The sequence below is a fragment of the Bradyrhizobium sp. MI1.10 genome (assembly GCF_055811035.1).
The window spans coordinates 108,234-123,456 of sequence record NZ_JBVVPN010000023.1 but is presented as its reverse complement, the minus strand read 5'-3'; the positions used below and the strand labels follow the sequence as shown (position 1 = coordinate 123,456).

At 64.4% G+C, this 15,223-nt stretch carries 16 protein-coding genes and 1 pseudogene; 7 read left to right on the top strand and 10 right to left on the bottom strand.

What is annotated here, in order from left to right; all coding sequences use genetic code 11:
* Positions 1 to 137: 137 nt before the first annotated feature.
* A complete protein-coding gene (locus tag AC0L3K_RS24140; RefSeq protein WP_007596629.1) occupies positions 138 to 1,049 on the bottom strand; it encodes a transglutaminase family protein in 912 nt (303 codons plus the stop codon).
* A 91-nt stretch (positions 1,050 to 1,140) separates the two neighbouring features.
* Here AC0L3K_RS24140 and AC0L3K_RS24135 point away from each other — a divergent pair, with 91 nt between their 5' ends.
* Positions 1,141 to 1,947 (top strand): N-formylglutamate amidohydrolase, encoded by an 807-nt coding sequence (locus AC0L3K_RS24135; protein ID WP_473367029.1) that lies wholly within the window; start codon positions 1,141 to 1,143, stop codon positions 1,945 to 1,947.
* Positions 1,948 to 1,958: 11 nt separating this feature from the next.
* Here AC0L3K_RS24135 and AC0L3K_RS24130 read toward each other — a convergent pair whose 3' ends face one another.
* From AC0L3K_RS24130 to AC0L3K_RS24120, 3 genes are read right to left on the bottom strand one after another with little or no spacing between them, the layout of a single operon-like run.
* Positions 1,959 to 2,579, bottom strand: a complete 621-nt coding sequence (locus tag AC0L3K_RS24130; RefSeq protein WP_007596634.1) for a LysE family translocator — start codon at positions 2,577 to 2,579, stop codon at positions 1,959 to 1,961.
* Positions 2,580 to 2,624: 45 nt separating this feature from the next.
* Positions 2,625 to 3,140, bottom strand: coding sequence for a hypothetical protein (locus AC0L3K_RS24125; RefSeq protein ID WP_007596636.1), 516 nt, complete (start codon positions 3,138 to 3,140; stop codon positions 2,625 to 2,627).
* A gap of 29 nt (positions 3,141 to 3,169) precedes the next feature.
* The gene (locus AC0L3K_RS24120) at positions 3,170 to 4,618 is read right to left on the bottom strand and encodes an LVIVD repeat-containing protein (protein ID WP_473367028.1); all 1,449 of its coding nucleotides are present in this window, start codon (positions 4,616 to 4,618) and stop codon (positions 3,170 to 3,172) included.
* Between the two features lie 116 nt (positions 4,619 to 4,734).
* Between AC0L3K_RS24120 and AC0L3K_RS24115 the strand changes: the two genes are divergently transcribed.
* From AC0L3K_RS24115 to AC0L3K_RS24105, 3 genes are read left to right on the top strand one after another with little or no spacing between them, the layout of a single operon-like run.
* On the top strand, positions 4,735 to 5,049 hold the full coding sequence (locus tag AC0L3K_RS24115; RefSeq protein ID WP_007596640.1) for an ArsR/SmtB family transcription factor: 315 nt from the start codon (positions 4,735 to 4,737) through the stop codon (positions 5,047 to 5,049).
* Entirely contained in the window at positions 5,042 to 5,512 is a 471-nt protein-coding gene (locus tag AC0L3K_RS24110; protein ID WP_007596642.1) for an SRPBCC family protein, read from the top strand. The genes AC0L3K_RS24115 and AC0L3K_RS24110 overlap by 8 nt, the downstream gene beginning before the upstream one ends.
* Positions 5,509 to 6,021 (top strand): SRPBCC family protein, encoded by a 513-nt coding sequence (locus AC0L3K_RS24105; RefSeq protein ID WP_007596644.1) that lies wholly within the window; start codon positions 5,509 to 5,511, stop codon positions 6,019 to 6,021. The genes AC0L3K_RS24110 and AC0L3K_RS24105 overlap by 4 nt, the downstream gene beginning before the upstream one ends.
* Before the next feature lie 18 nt (positions 6,022 to 6,039).
* Here AC0L3K_RS24105 and AC0L3K_RS24100 read toward each other — a convergent pair whose 3' ends face one another.
* Positions 6,040 to 6,219 carry a hypothetical protein gene (locus AC0L3K_RS24100; RefSeq protein ID WP_035995268.1) on the bottom strand — a complete coding sequence of 60 codons (180 nt, stop codon included), beginning with the start codon at positions 6,217 to 6,219 and terminating at the stop codon, positions 6,040 to 6,042.
* Positions 6,220 to 6,611: 392 nt separating this feature from the next.
* Between AC0L3K_RS24100 and AC0L3K_RS24095 the strand changes: the two genes are divergently transcribed.
* On the top strand, positions 6,612 to 7,418 hold the full coding sequence (locus AC0L3K_RS24095; protein WP_007596646.1) for a transglutaminase-like domain-containing protein: 807 nt from the start codon (positions 6,612 to 6,614) through the stop codon (positions 7,416 to 7,418).
* 44 nt (positions 7,419 to 7,462) lie between these two features.
* The gene (locus tag AC0L3K_RS24090; protein ID WP_473367027.1) at positions 7,463 to 7,609 is read left to right on the top strand and encodes a hypothetical protein; all 147 of its coding nucleotides are present in this window, start codon (positions 7,463 to 7,465) and stop codon (positions 7,607 to 7,609) included.
* Positions 7,610 to 7,636: 27 nt separating this feature from the next.
* On the opposite strand, the gene AC0L3K_RS24085 is transcribed toward AC0L3K_RS24090, so the two are convergent.
* Entirely contained in the window at positions 7,637 to 8,410 is a 774-nt protein-coding gene (locus tag AC0L3K_RS24085) for a DUF2189 domain-containing protein (protein WP_007596654.1), read from the bottom strand.
* A 316-nt stretch (positions 8,411 to 8,726) separates the two neighbouring features.
* Between AC0L3K_RS24085 and AC0L3K_RS24080 the strand changes: the two genes are divergently transcribed.
* Positions 8,727 to 10,955 (top strand): ATP-binding protein, encoded by a 2,229-nt coding sequence (locus AC0L3K_RS24080; protein ID WP_473367026.1) that lies wholly within the window; start codon positions 8,727 to 8,729, stop codon positions 10,953 to 10,955.
* A gap of 14 nt (positions 10,956 to 10,969) precedes the next feature.
* Here the strand turns inward: AC0L3K_RS24080 and AC0L3K_RS24075 are convergent, their stop codons facing one another.
* The 4 genes and pseudogenes from AC0L3K_RS24075 to AC0L3K_RS24060 all read right to left on the bottom strand — a co-directional run.
* Positions 10,970 to 12,580, bottom strand: a complete 1,611-nt coding sequence (locus AC0L3K_RS24075) for an acyl-CoA synthetase (RefSeq protein WP_473367025.1) — start codon at positions 12,578 to 12,580, stop codon at positions 10,970 to 10,972.
* A 119-nt stretch (positions 12,581 to 12,699) separates the two neighbouring features.
* Complete coding sequence (locus tag AC0L3K_RS24070) at positions 12,700 to 13,836, bottom strand: epoxide hydrolase family protein (RefSeq protein WP_354202466.1); 1,137 nt, start codon at positions 13,834 to 13,836, stop codon at positions 12,700 to 12,702.
* Positions 13,837 to 13,985: 149 nt separating this feature from the next.
* The gene (locus tag AC0L3K_RS24065) at positions 13,986 to 14,441 is read right to left on the bottom strand and encodes a GatB/YqeY domain-containing protein (protein WP_007596662.1); all 456 of its coding nucleotides are present in this window, start codon (positions 14,439 to 14,441) and stop codon (positions 13,986 to 13,988) included.
* A gap of 33 nt (positions 14,442 to 14,474) precedes the next feature.
* A pseudogene (locus AC0L3K_RS24060) lies at positions 14,475 to 15,215 on the bottom strand (alpha/beta fold hydrolase); the annotation flags it as partial.
* Positions 15,216 to 15,223 lie beyond the last annotated feature (8 nt).

Below are 15,223 nucleotides of genomic sequence, written 5' to 3'. Positions count from 1 at the left end.
CGCCGCGCGGGCGGCGGCCCGGGGCCCGCGCGCGCCCGCCCCCCCCCCCGCGCCCCGGCCGGCCGCCCCCCCCCCCCCCCGCGCGGCGGCCGCGCGGGCCGCCCCCCCCCCCCCCCCCCCCCCACGGCGGTGAGCGTCTACGAAACTTCGGCTTCCAGCTCCTCGCCGCTGCGTTGCTCGTCCGACACCACCCTGATGGTCACGTCCATGGCATCGAACGCGCCCGCAGCGCCGATATAGACGCCGTGCAGCGGGATCGCCTGGCGCGGATCGCGTGCGACCGCGACGCGGATGAGGTCGCGGGTGCCGACGATGCCGTTGGTCGGATCGAACTCAATCCAGCCCGCGCTCGGCAGGTAGACCTGCACCCAGGCATGCGTCGAACCACCGCCGACATGGCGCTGCTCGATATCCTCCGGCAGGAAGATGTAGCCGGAGACGAATCGTGCGGCGATGCCGAGATGGCGCAGCGCCTCGATCATGAACAGCGCGTAATCGCGGCAGGTCCCGCTACCGGACTGCAAGGTGTCGAGCGGATGCTGCGTGCCCAACTCGTGGCGCTTGCGGTATTTAAACCGCTCGCGGATGCCGTGGGTCATGCCGCTCAGAATCTTGAAGGTCGGCGTCGGCGCGTCCTCGTCGAGAAAGCCGCGCGCCCATTCCGCGATCTCGCCGTCGGGATCGGTATATTGCGGCGTGATGTAGTGGACGAGGTCGGGAAATTCCTCGTCGTCATAGGCGAACGGATAGAAATAGGCCGAGTCGTCCGGCGTCAGCGCGAACTCCTCGACCGGATTGTGCTCGACGGTGACGTGCCAGTCGAAGACCAGCGTGTCCGCGCGCTCGTCGAAATTCGCGATCGCGACCGAATTGCCGAACACGTCGTGGATCCAGTGCAGCGACATCGGCTCGGGCGAGATCTCGAGCCTGGAGTCGAGCACGCGCAGATCATGCCCGTCGCTGGGACGCAGCATGATCCTGTGTTCGCCGAACGCCACAGGGCGGGTGTAGCGATATTCGGTCTTGTGATGAATCGTCAGCAGCGGCATCGTCAGGCAATCATGGTGATGTCGGGCGGACCAATCTATAGCAATCCAGCCCGATTCTTTGGGGTGACTGCTGTTTCATTAGGCAATCAGGATGGCTTTAGACACAATCGAGGCGACCAATCAACTCCTCAGCGAGGGTGACGTCCCCCCGGTGCACGAGGTGAATGCGCAAGGGACATCGCCTTTTTTGCTCACCTCGGACCACTACGGACGGGTCCTGCCGCGTACGCTTGGCGATCTGGGCGTCGCGGGAGGCGAGCTGACGCGGCATATCGCCTGGGACATCGGCATCGCGGGGGTTGCCGACCGGCTGGCAGAGATGCTGGGCGCACATCTGATCACCCAGCGCTATTCGCGGCTGGTGATCGACTGCAACCGGCCGCCGGCCGCCATGAGTTCGATCCCCGTGATTTCCGAAGCAACCGCGATCCCGCGCAACGAGGGAATTTCGGAGCAGGAGCGCAAAGCGCGCAGGCGCGAGATTTTCGAGCCCTATCACCGCCGTATCGATGCCGCGATCGACCGCCGCGTGCACGACAAGCGGCCGACGGTGCTGGTGTCGCTGCACAGCTTCACCCCCGTTTACGCCGGCGTCGCGCGTCCCTGGCACATCGGCGCGCTCTACAATCGCGACACCGTGCTGCCGCAGCTGCTGCTCAAGCATCTGCGCAGCGAGGGCGATCTCGTCGTCGGCGATAACGAACCCTATGCGGTGAACGACCTCACCGACTACACCATCCCCGTGCATGGCGAAGCCCGCGGCCTCGTCAACACCGGCATCGAGATCCGCCAGGATCTGATCGCCGACCAGTCCGGCCAGCAACAATGGGCCGAGCGGCTGGCGCGGATTTTCGCGGAGATCGAGCTGGAGCTGCGGGCGGCGAGGCTGGTCGATTAGCCCGATGGCGGTTATTTCGCCCTGGTCAGCGCCAGCCAGATGCCGCCGCCGATCATGAAGCCGCCGGAGATGCGCGACATCATGCGGGTGCGGCGAGCCGAGAAGAACTTTCGGGCACGCCCGGCGGCGATGGCGTAGAGCGCGTCCGTCATCACCGCAGTGACCATGAAGGTAGCTCCCAGCAGCGCGACCTGCGGGAAGTGGTCGCGGTTCATGTCCATAAACTGCGGGATGAAGGCGCCGAAGAACACCAGCACTTTCGGGTTCGACAGCAGCACCAGGAAACCTTGCAGGAAGAATCCGCCGCGCGGCGGCGCCGGCGGCTCGTCCACCTTGACGCCCTCGACCGGCGCCCAGATCAGCTTGATGCCGAGCCAGACCAGATAGGCGGCGCCGGCAAAGCGCACCCAGTCGAACCAGTAGCCCATGGTCGCCATGAGTGAGGTCAGGCCGACCGCGACGATGCCGATGACGATGGCGAGGCCGGCCTGCGCACCGGCCACATTGGTCAGCGCCGCACGCGTGCCGTGACGCAGCCCGTTGGCGATCACGAGGGTGACGATCGGCCCCGGCAGCAGCGCGAGCGCGATGCAGGCGGCAAGGAAGGCGAGATAGGCTTGCAGAGACATCATGGGGAGGACTCGCTGAGAGCGGTTTGGGACATTAATGCATGACCCTCAGTTTCCGTCCAGCGCAGCCGTCACCCACGTCTTCATCTCCGGCGTCTGCAGGAACACGAGCACCGCGCGCTGCATCACGCCTGTTCCCCCGCTTCCCTGCGCAGCCGCAACGAAGAGATCGCAGCCCCGTGAGACGGCGATGCCGAGCGCGGCGTGACGAGTGTGGTCGGGCCTATCCAGATCATAGCGCCTGGCACGGCCGCGCATCGCTCCAATGCCAACTTCCTCACCCGGCGCGACGGCCGCAAAGCGCGGGCTGATCAGATCTATATCCGCAACACGATCGACCTCGTCGTCATCGGCGACACCGCGGTCACAGCTGCAAAAGCCGCGTTTTGCGCGCAGGTACAGCTCAGTGCCGGCGCAGGCGCCATCGCAACGGAACGCGCGCCCGGACGGCCAGCCGTCGCGCGGGAACGGCCAGGCGATCTCGCGCCAGCGCGCCGTCTCTTCGGCGGGTGCCGGCGCAAGCTGATAGGTCGCGACCCCGGACACACCGAGTGCGATCACCATTGCTGCTAACGCTGCCCCACGCCGCATCGTCAGGTCTTCGGCAGACCGGCGACGGCGCGCGCGGATCCGGTCAATTCGAGAATGTGCAGGCCGGTATTGGCGCGATCGACGATGTAGACATATCCGCGGTCGTCGGTCTCGACATTGTTGGTCTGGATCGCGACCTTGCAGCGTTGGCCGCCCTCGATCGGGATGCAGCGCTTGTCGGTCGCGCTCGTGATCGACGGAATGAAGTAGCCGACTTCCTTAGGATGATAGGGGTCGCGGATGTCGAGCGCGCGCACGCCGGCATTGAAGAAGGCGATGAAAGCCATCTTCTTGTAATAGACCGGCGCCATGCTCTCGTTCGCGGAATGCGAACCAAAGCGGCCGCCGCGCTGGCAGAACTGTCCGCTCGCCTCCGGCACGGTGTAGCTCGAGATCATCATCGGCCGCGTCTCGGTGGTGACGTCGGCAAACCAGACCATCTGCCGCGCCTCGCCGCATTCGTTGAGGATCGCCTCGTCGACGATCATGACGATGTCTCGGGTCTTGCCGTCCTTGTCCTCGGCAAATTCCGCAACCGGCATGTCGAGCATCGGAAACGTGGTGTGTGCGCCGTTGAAGGCGGACATCGGCAGGCGCGAAATCTCCGGAAAACGCAGATTGTCCGGCGTCGGCTCCTTCGGCCCGTTCAAGAGCTTGTCGCGATCGACGATCTGCAGGATGCCGCCCTTGTTGGTGCCGTAGCCGAAAAAGACACGATTGCCGTTGGGCCCGGTCGAGATCGGTCCATGCAATTCGGTCGGCACCGGGCCGGTCGAACCGGGCTCCTGACCGGGCAGGCCAAAATCCCTGATCTTCTGTGGATGGGCGGGATCACTGAGATCATAGACCTGCGTCATGCGCCGCGTGCGCCAGTCCGGCGCGCCCGAGACCAGGAAGGCAATGCCGGTGTCGCACTCCCACCAGCTCTTGTGCGTGTCCTTCAGACCGTCAATGCGCGTGATGAGCACCGGGCTTGCGGGATCGGAGACGTTCCAGATCTCATGCGCCTGACCACCGAAAGTGCGCAGCATGTAGACCGCATGGGAATCCCCTTTCGGCAGCGATTTGCCGTCGCAGACCCGCACCATCTGCGCGCCGCCAGATTCATACTTGCCTTCCTGCCCCGGCAGGTGCCGCAGATACTTTGGCTTCGCGGGATCGGTGACGTCGACGATCGAGGTTCCGTTCGGCTCGGCCTGCCCCGTCATCGGATTGACGGGCGCGGGCACATCGTCAGTGCCGCCGTGATGACCGATATAGGCGATCCAGCGGTCGCCCTGGTGATGAATGGTCGGCTGATACGCGCTGCGCGCCTGAAGGTCGCTCACACCGACCAGCTTCATGTTGGAAGCTTCAGGCGGCGCGCCGATGGTCTGCTCCTGTTGTGCCTGTGCCGCGATGCTGCAGGCAGAAACGGCGAGGCCTATCGCAAGCGGGACCCAACGGAACATCAAAGTCCTCCCGGAACCAATCTGTGTTGGCTGAGCGTTGACGCTAGCACAGCCATTTGCTGGCGCCAAAGAGACCATCTTGACAGGCAACCATTTGGTTGCCTATTATCGCCGCCATGGATGAGGTCTTCAAAGCGCTCGCCGATGCGTCACGACGGTCGCTGCTCGACAGGCTTCACACCAGGAACGGCCAGACGCTGAACGAGCTCTGTGAAGGCCTCGCGATGACGCGGCAGGCGGTGACCAAGCACCTTGCCATTCTGGAAGACGCCAATCTGGTCACGACCATCAGGCACGGTCGCGAGAAGCTGCACTATCTCAATCCGGTTCCGATCCATCAGATCGGCGAACGCTGGATCAGGAAATTCGAGCGAGGCAAGCTCGCCGCACTCGGCGAGTTGAAACGCCAGTTGGAGAAGCGTGATGAGTAAGCCGCAATTCGTCTATGTCACCTACATCGAGACCACGCCAACGAGGCTGTGGGAGGCGCTGACATCAAGCGAGTTCAGCAAGCAATACTGGTTCGGCGCCGAGGTCAGATCCGACTGGAAAATCGGCTCCCCTTTCGCGCTGCTGCTGGATGGCGAGACCACCGATTCCGGCGAGATCCTCGAAGCCGATCCGCCGCGGCGGTTGTCCTACAGCTTCAAGCATGAGAAATATGAGGAGCTGCGCAGTGAGCCGATCTCGCGCGTCGTGTTCACCATCGAACCGTTCGGCTCGCTCGTGCGTTTGACGGTGCTGCATGACGGCTTCGTCGAAGGCGGCAAATATCTCGGCGCCGTTTCCAACGGCTGGCCGGCGATCCTGTCCGGTCTCAAGAGCCTGCTGGAAAGCGGCAAAGTGCTGGCCATTCCGCGTGCAGCCCTCAACAAGGGATTCGATGCAAGATGAACCTCGATCAGTTCAAGCCGCTCACCGTCTACACGATTTACATCGCCGCGACGCCGGACAAGGTGTGGGAGGCGCTGACCTCCGCCGAGTTCAGCCGCAAATACTTTTCCGGCTTTGCGGTTGAGATGGAGCCAAGACTCGGCGGCAAATTCATCGTCCGCGCGCCTGACGGGTCGGAACACATCTCGGGTGACGTGTTCGAATACGATCCGCCGACCAAGCTGACGGTGACGTGGAACGTCAACTGGCCCGACCTCGTCGCGAAGCTCGGCACCACGCTTGTCACTTATGAGATCGAACAAGCCGGCGAGGCCGTCCGCCTCACCATGAGCGAACGTCACGACCGTCCGCTCAGCGACGACATCCTCTCCGGCGGCCGCACCGGCTGGCCAGCAATCCTGTCGGGGCTGAAGAGCCTGCTGGAAACGGGCAAGGCGCCGCAGATCAAGATGGCGCCGCCGGTGCAGATGCTGGAAGCGTTGAAGGCGATGGGTATCAAGACGCCGTAGCGGACGAATTCCGCCCCGTCATCGCTTCTTCTTCACCGGTGGCGGATTGATTTCGTCGATCTTGCGACTGCAATCCGCTTCCGAGCCGTGCGGGCCCGAGACAAAGGTCCCGCTGACCTTGATCGCGTACCAGCCCGACTCGACGCCGAGCCGGAGCGCTTCTTCTGTCTTGACGTGCCGTGGGGAGAGAGCTTGCATCTGGTGCTTTCGGTTGGCGTTCGATCTCATGATCGAATCGCGGTGAAACCTTCAGGCGTCTGCGGCACGAGGCTGCCGCGTCCAACTCACCCGCTGGAGCGGGCAATATGCGCGACGACCGCTGTTGCGACGTCGCGATGAGCCGGCTCCGCCGGTGCGAGGGAATGAGGCGCTTCACGTCGCGCGAATAGTCGTGGCGCTGCATAGGCGCAGAAACGACAGATCTTTCGACATTCCCGCACCGTGCGCGCAATCGCCGCAATTAGCTATCGTTTTCTCACCAGTGCCGCACTTTTGAAGTGCCAAATGCCGCGCGCGAGCGAATAAGCCGTCAAAGCCTTGTGATCGGCCGCTTCGTAGCCATGTTGGGAGCTTAGCCAAGGGAAAAACGTATGAAGCTCCGCGTCGGGTTTGAGATGCTGTACGAATTCCCGCAGCCCACGCCTATGATCATGGTGTTGGGCACGCACTTCACCCGCGCCTCCGATGTCATCGTGCCCGACCTGGTGACCACCAGACCCTCGGTTCCGATCACTCCCTATCGCGACCTCTTCGGCAATTGGTGCAGCCGCATCGTGGCGCCGGCCGGCGCCTTTCGGCTTGCCGGCGACGGCGTCGTGAGCGACAGCGGCCTGCCCGACCCGGTGTTCCCGAACGCGGCTCAGCACGCCGTCGAGGCGCTGCCGACCGACACGCTCGTCTATCTGCTCGGCAGTCGCTATTGCGAGACCGATCGCCTGTCGGATATCGCATGGAAACTGTTCGAGCACACGCCGCCAGGCTGGGCGCGGGTGCAGGCCATCTGCGATTTCGTTCATCGTCACATCGCTTTCGGCTATGAGCACGCGCGCGCAACCAAGACGGCGCGGGAAGTCTACGACGAAGGCAAGGGCGTGTGCCGCGACTATGCTCATCTTGCCATCGCGTTCTGCCGCTGCATGAACATCCCGGCGCGCTACTGCACCGGCTATCTCAGCGACATCGGCACGCCGAAGCCCTGGGCCGTGGGAGATTTCGCCGGCTGGTTCGAGGCTTATCTCGGCGGAAGCTGGCACATGTTCGATCCCCGCAACAACACGCCGCGGATCGGCCGCGTTCTGATCGCGCAAGGACGCGATGCCGCGGACGTCCCGATCACCCAGACCTTCGGTCCGAATAAGCTAGTCAATTTCAAGGTATGGACCGACGAGGTTGCCTGATAACAGACAACAGCGTTGCGCTCAGCGCGGATGAATTTGCGTCCTTGGCCGAGATCGGCAAGGGCAAGGCGCAAGGCGAAATTCCGCAAGCGCACGGCGAGCGCCTGACCAACCTCGGTTATGCGATCAGGCGCCTCGGCGAACTCGAACTGACCTCATCAGGCGAGCGCCGGCTCGCAACGGGCGAATAGCTCGCTGCCGTTGCGTCCGGCGCCCTGTTACGCCACCGGCACCACGATCCGCCGATAAAGGTGCCAGGTCGCGTGCCCGAGCACGGGCAGCGTCACCACCAACCCCAGAAAATACGGCAGCGCCGAGACGATCAGGACCATCACGATCACCGCGGCCCAGCCAATCATCGGCAGCGGGCTGGCCACGACCGCGCGCACGCTCGTCACCATCGCCGTGACGAAATCGACCTCGCGGTCGAGCAGCAGCGGAAACGACACCACGGTCAGCGAGAACAGGATCAGCGACAGCACCGCGCCAACCGCGTTGCCGATGCCCAGGAACAGCAAGCCCTCGTTCGTGGTCAGCACCACCGTCATGAATTCCTGTAGGCTCGAGAACGAGGCATGCAGGCCAAGCAGCAGCGCGATCAGAAGCCGCACCTGATACATCCAGACCACGAACACGAACAGCGTAACGAAGGCCATCCAGCCGATCTCGCTGCGCGCGCGCACGGCCGACCAGATCGCGCCGAGCGAGACGGGCTCGCCGCGTTCGCGGCGGCGGCTGACTTCATAGAGCCCGATCGCCACGAATGGCCCGAGCAGCGCGAAACCGGCGGCCAGCGGGTAGACCAGATAAACCATGCCGAACGCAGTGAAGCACAGCATGATGGCGATGCCGCCGGCGGCGTAGAGCCCACCGAAGCAGAGGCCGTAAAGCGGCAGCGCCTGGAAATCACGCAGGCCTTCGACCAGCGCCTCGGCGATGTCGGTCGCCGCGACGGGACGCACCACCGGATCGACTTTGCCCGAAATGGACATCAGCTACCTCCTCGTTGGCCGGCGCGATCTCCGTCGCGCGCGGATTGACCTTGATCTTAGCGTCCCCGCGGCCAGCGCGCACGCGCGAGTTGGATTGCTGCACGACGGTATCCCGACGCCGCCGGCGCAGACCGAGGAAAGCCGTCGCGCCGGCGGCGGCGCTCCGTTCGGGGAGCTCATCCGTGCTGCACGCGGCTCTGAATCTTTCCCGCCGAGGACTTTTTCGGCCCGTTGCCTATGGACTGAGCGGAGGATGGTGCCGCAAATTGGGTCCTTGAACGAGCACCTGCGATGACCAGAGTGGACCGTCCGACCGATGAGCTTGCGTACCCGGCTACTGATACTCGTCATCGCGGCCATGCTGGTGCCGGCGAGCCTCGTCGGGCTGCGTTTCGTGCAGAACCGGAGCAGTGAGATCAACGCCGCCCTGGCCAATCTGGCGGCGTCGGCCGACGACATTGCCAGCGATCTGAGTGAGAAGATTCAAGGAACCGCGCAGCTTCACTACGGTCTGGCCCGAGCGCGCGACATCGACACGCGCGACAAGGCGGCATGCTCGGCGTTTCTGTCGGACGTGCGCGAGGAATACCCTCAGTTCACGGGAATCCTGACGATCGACCCGGACGGCAGCCTGTTCTGCGACTCGCTGCGGACCAACCGCACCCTCGATCTGAGGGATCGCGCCTATTTCAAGCAGGCCCTGGTCTCGCGCAGCGTCGTGGTTGAGCCGGTATTCGGCCGGCTGACCGGAACATCGGTGCTCCAGATCGCATATCCGGTGCGATCGGAGGCGGGTGCGCTGAAGCTGGTGCTGCTCGCCTCGTTCAACCTGCGCAAATTCGCCGAGTATCACCACAAGCGGCTGCTCGCCGAGAAGGATATCCTGCTCATCGACGGCAAGGGCACCGTTCTTGTCGCCCCCTCGGGAGACGGCTGGACCGCGCCCGTGGGCGCGTCGATTGCGGGATCCGATCTGCTCCGCTTCGCGGCGGCTCCCGATCAAAAAGCATTTCAGGAAGTGACCGATCGCGACGGCCGCACGCAAGTCTGGGCCGTCGCCCACTCACCTTCGATCCGTGATGCCGGCCTCTACATCCTGGTCGGACGCTCCAAGGACGGATTGGTCGCGGCGGCGAATCGCCGGCTCTACGAGGACATGGCGATCCTCGCGGTGGCCTTGCTGCTGCTGCTCGCCGGTGTATGGATCCTCGCGACCGTGAGCGTCGGGCGCCAGGTCGGGCGGCTCGCCAACATGGCGAAGAGACTCGGGCTCGGCGATCTCAGCGCGCGAATTCCTCCTCCCCATCCGCGCGGCGAGCTGGGCGGATTGATGACCCTGCTCAATGGCACCGCCGAGTCGCTTGAGCAGCAACGCGCGGCCATCGCGGACCTCAACCAGAGGCTCAGCCAATCCCAGAAGATGGAGGCCATGGGCCAGCTCACCGGCGGCGTGGCGCATGACTTCAACAACCTCCTCACCGTCATTCTCGGCAATTCGGAGCACCTTGCCGACAGGCTGACGGGAAACAAGGAATTGCACCGGATCGCCGGCGACATCGCGACAGCCGCCGAACGCGGCTCCGACCTGACGCGCAGCCTGCTCGCCTTCGCGCGCAAGCAGCCCCTGAGGCCGCGAGACATTGAGATCGGTGAGAAGATTCAAGAGATGGAGCACTTGTTGCGCCGCCCCTTGGGCGAGCACATCGAATGCACCTTCGCGCTCGCACCGGACCTGTGGTTGATCAGCGTCGATCCCGGCCAGCTAACGACTGCGCTGCTCAATCTCGTGCTCAACGCGCGCGATGTCATGCAGTTGGGCGGCAGGCTGACCATCGAGGCGCGCAACGTCTCGCTCGGCGAATCCGACTTGGACATCAATGGCGAACCGCGACCAGGCGACTATGTCATGGTGGCCGTGACCGACACCGGCAGCGGCATGACCGCCGAGGTAGCGAGCCGGGCGTTCGAGCCGTTCTTCACCACGAAGGAGGTCGGCAAGGGGACCGGGCTTGGCCTGAGCATGGTCTACGGGTTTGTGCGGCAGTCCGGCGGATTGGTGCAGATGCAGTCTGCGCCGAGGCAAGGCAGCGCAGTCAGGCTGTTCTTTCCCCGCCTGGCCACGCCGCCAAACGAGGACGCCTCACCCGCCGAAGGGATCGTCGCGCGCGAAGGAAGCGAGACCATTCTCGTCGTCGAGGACAACGACATGGTTCGGACCTATGTCGAAAGCGAGCTGAAGACGCTCGGCTATCGCGTCATCACAGCCGCGAGCGGCCCGGCTGCGCTCGACCTGTTGCACCAGTCCGGGGACATCGACCTGCTGTTCACCGACGTCGTGATGCCCGGCGGCATGTTCGGGCCGGAGCTTGCCAGGCAAGCAATCCAGCTGCGGCCCGGGCTCAAGGTGCTCTTCACCTCCGGCTACAGCCAAAATCCGGTCAAGGCCCCCGACGGGATTGGCGATGCCCGCATCCTGACCAAGCCGTTCCGGCGGCGAGACCTCGCCGCGATGCTGCGGTCCGCGCTGTCGACGCCGCAGCGGTGAGATGACGATGTGCTCTACCCGAGCGCTCGCAACTCGCGCCGCAGCACCTTTCCGGTGGCGGTCATCGGCAGTGTCTCCGCGAACTCCACGAAGCGCGGGTATTCGTGGGCGGCGAGTTGCACCTTGACGAACTCCTGGATCTCGCGTGCGAGTGCGTCGCCGGCGGCGAAGCCCGGGCGCAGCACGATCCAGGCCTTGATCGATTCGGTGCGGATCGGATCGGGAATGCCGACCACCGCCGCCATCGCCACCGCCGGATGCTTCATCAGCGTGTGCTCGATCTCGGATGGGCCGACGCGATAACCGGCCGTGGTGATGACGTCGTCCTCGCGGCTGATGTACCAGAAGTAACCGTCCTCGTCCTGGATACCGAGATCGCCGGTGAGCAGGAACTCGCCGGCATATTTCTTCGCCGTCGCGTCCGGATTGCGCCAGTATTCGAGCATCGTGCAAGGACAGGGTTGGCGCACGCCGATGATGCCGCGCTGGCCACGTGGCTGCTCCTCGCCTCTGTCGTTGACGATGCGAACATCGAAACCCGGCGTCGCCTTGCCCATCGAACCGGGGCGAATCGGAAACAGATTCGCGTTGCTGCCGATCACGAGATTGCATTCGGTCTGGCCAAACACCTCATGCGCGTCGATGCCGAAAGTCTCGCGCACCCAGCCGAGCAACTCGCCACCAAGGGACTCGCCGCCGGTAAAGATGCTGCGCAGCCTGACGCCCGGATGCGTCACCCCGGCCTGCCGCATCAGCTTCAGCGCGGTCGGCGGCAGGAAGACATTGCGCACGCCGAGATCGGCCATCATCTGCATCGCCGCCTGCGGCTCGAACTTTCGCGCGCGGTGACCGACCAGGGGAATGCCGTGATACCAGAACGCGAACAGGCCGTTGATGAGGCCGCCGATCCAGGCCCAGTCAGCCGGCGTCCACATCAGATCGCCGGGACGCGGCAGGAAGTTGTGGCACATCTCGACATTGGGGAGATGTCCGAGCACGACGCGGTGCGCGTGCAGCGCGCCCTTCGGATTGCCTGTCGTGCCCGAAGTGTAGATGATCAGCGCGGGATCGTCCGCAGACGTCTCCACCAGCGTGAAGTCGGGCGATGCAGCCTTGACCGAATCCCAGAACGATGTCGTGCCCGCCGGCGTTCGTTCGCCAACGATGTAGATATTCTTAAGCTCCGGCAGACGGTCGCGAATCTTCGAAAGCTTCTCCCAGCCGCCCGCGTCGGTGAAGATCGCCTTGGCCTGCGAGTTCGACAGACGGAATTCCAGCGCGTCTTCGCCGAACAATGCGAACAGCGGAATGGAGATCATCGCCGATCGGAACGCGGCCATGTGCGCGATCGGCAGTTCCAGCGACTGCGACAGGAACACCGCGACGCGGTCGCCGCGGGCAAGACCATCCGCCTTCAGCACATTGGCCAAGCGGCGCGACATCTCCGCGACCTCGTCGAAGGATGTGCGCGTGATGGCGCCGTTCTCGTCGAGATAGACCAGCGCCAGCCGGCCGGTACCGTCGGCGTGGCGATCGCAGCAGGCCTCCGCCATGTTGAAGCGCGCCGGGATCTCCCAGCGGAAATTGCTGTAGAGTTCGTCGTAGGTGCTGGCTTGGGTGAGCATGGTCGTTTCCCGGCCGCGTCGTCATGGCCGGACTTGTTCCGGCCATCCACGTTCTTGTTTGGCCTCAGTTTAAGGACGTGGATGCCCGGGACAAGCCCGGGCAAGACGGAGAATGCGTCTCAGCGCACCGTCCGGAAGAACTTTCTGACCTCGTCGACATAGAGCTCCGGCTGCTCGAATGCGGCGAAATGCCCGCCCTTCTCCATCTCGCTCCAATGCGTGATGTTGTGGAAGTTCGGCTCCATCCAGCGCCGCACCGGCGTGATGATCTCCTTGGGAAAGACAGCGACGCCCGTCGGCACCTTGACGACCGGCGTGGTCCGGCGCTTGCCGAAGCTTTCCCAATAGAGCCGCGCAGACGAGGTCGCCGTCTCCGTCGCCCAGTAGAGCATGACGTTGTCGAGCAGCTCGTCCTTGGTGAAGATGTTTTCGGGATGACCGTTGCAATCGGTCCAGGCCCAGAATTTTTCCAAAATCCAGGCCGCCTGCCCGCTCGGCGAATCCGTCAAGCCATAGCCGAGTGTCTGCGGCCGCGTCGATTGCTGCTTCGAATAGCCGGAGTCGAGGTCGACGTAATGCTTGAGGCCGGCGAGCGCGCGCTTCTCTTCCGGTGTCGGTTCGCCCTCGACTTTCGGCGCGGCGTTGAAGGCGAGCGTGATGTGGATGCCGGCGCAATGCTCGCCGTCCTGCATGCCAAGCGAGGTCGTCACCGCCGAGCCCCAGTCGCCGCCCTGCGCGCCATAACGCGCGTAGCCGAGCCGGTCCATCAGCCTGGCCCAGGTCGCGGCGATACGATCGACGCCCCAGCCGGTGGTGTTCGGCTTGCCCGAGAACCCAAAGCCCGGCAGCGACGGACAGACGACGTGGAAGGCATCGGCGGGGTTGCCGCCATGCGCGACAGGATCGACCAGCGGCGCGATTACCTTCTGGAATTCGACGATCGAGCCGGGCCAACCATGAGTGATGATCAGCGGCAGCGCCGTCGGCTCCTTCGAGGGCGCATGCAGGAAGTGGATGTCGAGCCCGTCGATCTCGGTGGTGAACTGCTCGAAGCGGTTGAGCTGGGCCTCACGCGCGCGCCAGTCGTAGCCGTCGGCCCAATAGGTGCAGATCTCCTGGATCCATGTCAGCGGCGCACCCTGGCTCCAGTCGTCGACCAGCTCCGCCTCCGGCCAGCGCGTGCGAGCGAGGCGCGACTTGAGGTCGGTGAGGATATCGTCGCTGATGGCGATGCGAAACGGCTTGATGGCGGTCATCGGTTGCCTCCCCATTTTTCTTGTCATTCCGGGGCGTGCGGAGCACGAGCCCGGAATCCATCGATCAACAGAGTCGGCGGCGCGATGGATTCTCAGATGCGCAATTGCGCATCATAGCTCGACGCTATGCGTCGCCCCGGAATGACGGCCTAGCCCGTCAGAGCAGCCTTCACCAAACCGGACGCCTTGCCGAAATCCATCTGGCCGGCATACTTCGTCTTCAACACGGCAATCACCTTGCCCATGTCCTTCATGCCGGCGGCGCCGGTCTCGGCGACCGCGTCAGAGATCGCCTTCTTCACGTCGTCGTCCGACATCTGCTTCGGCAGATACGCCGAGATCACCGCGATCTCGTCGCGCTCCTGCGCGGCGAGTTCGGCACGGCCGCCCTTCTCGTAGAGCTCGACCGACTCCTGGCGCTGCTTGATCATCTTCTGAAACACGCCGAGCAGGTCCGCGTCCGAGAGCGGCGGCTTGCCGCTGCCGCGCGCCTCGATGTCGGCGTTCTTGATGGTCGAGTTGACCATACGTAGCGTGGACAGCTTGCGCTCTTCCTTGGCCTTCATGGCCTCCTTGACCGCATTGTTGATGTCGTCGCGCAGCATGATCGTGCTCCCCTAGAATATCCGACGCCTGATCTAGGCCGTTCGCGGCCCTGAGACAACGGGGGTTTCCAGCCATTCGACCAGCGCCCGCACCGTCGCCGCAGGCTGCTCCGGCTGCGGCAGGTGTCCGCAATTCTCCAGAACGACGAGCCTTGCGCCGGCAATGCCCTCCGCCATCTCCTTCGAGAATGCGTTGGGAATCGTGTTGTCCTGATCGCCCGTCAGCACCAATGTCGGGCATTTGATCGTCGCAAGCGTCGGCCGCGAATCCACCCGCGCGATGATCGCGGTTTGCTGTCGCAGATAGCCTTCGACGCCGACGTCCTCGCCCTGCTCGTGTACGAGCTGGCGAATGCCGGAATCGTCGCGGCGCGAGGGATGCACCAGTTCGGGAAACACCTCTTCGCGCGCGGCACGCAGCTCGCCGCGCCTGGCCCGCTCCATCAGGCCGCGGCGGCGCGCGGTCGCCTCCTCCGTGTCGGGCCGCGCCTGGGTGTTGATCAGCGCCAGCTTCGTCACCCGCTCGGGCGCCTGGCGCATGATCTCGAGGGCGATGTAGCCGCCCATGGAATGGCCGGCGAGCGCGAAGCGCGGCGGCGCCTCGCTCAGCACCCGTCGGGCGATTGCCGCCATGCTGTCGTCGCGAACATGGTTGGCGACCATCACCGGGCCGAACCGCCAGAGCGCCGGGATCACCGGCGCATAGATCCGGGACGAGGAGGCTAATCCCGGAACCAGCAAAATCGGCATCGTCTGGTCCATTATTGCCTCCCAAGCCCCGG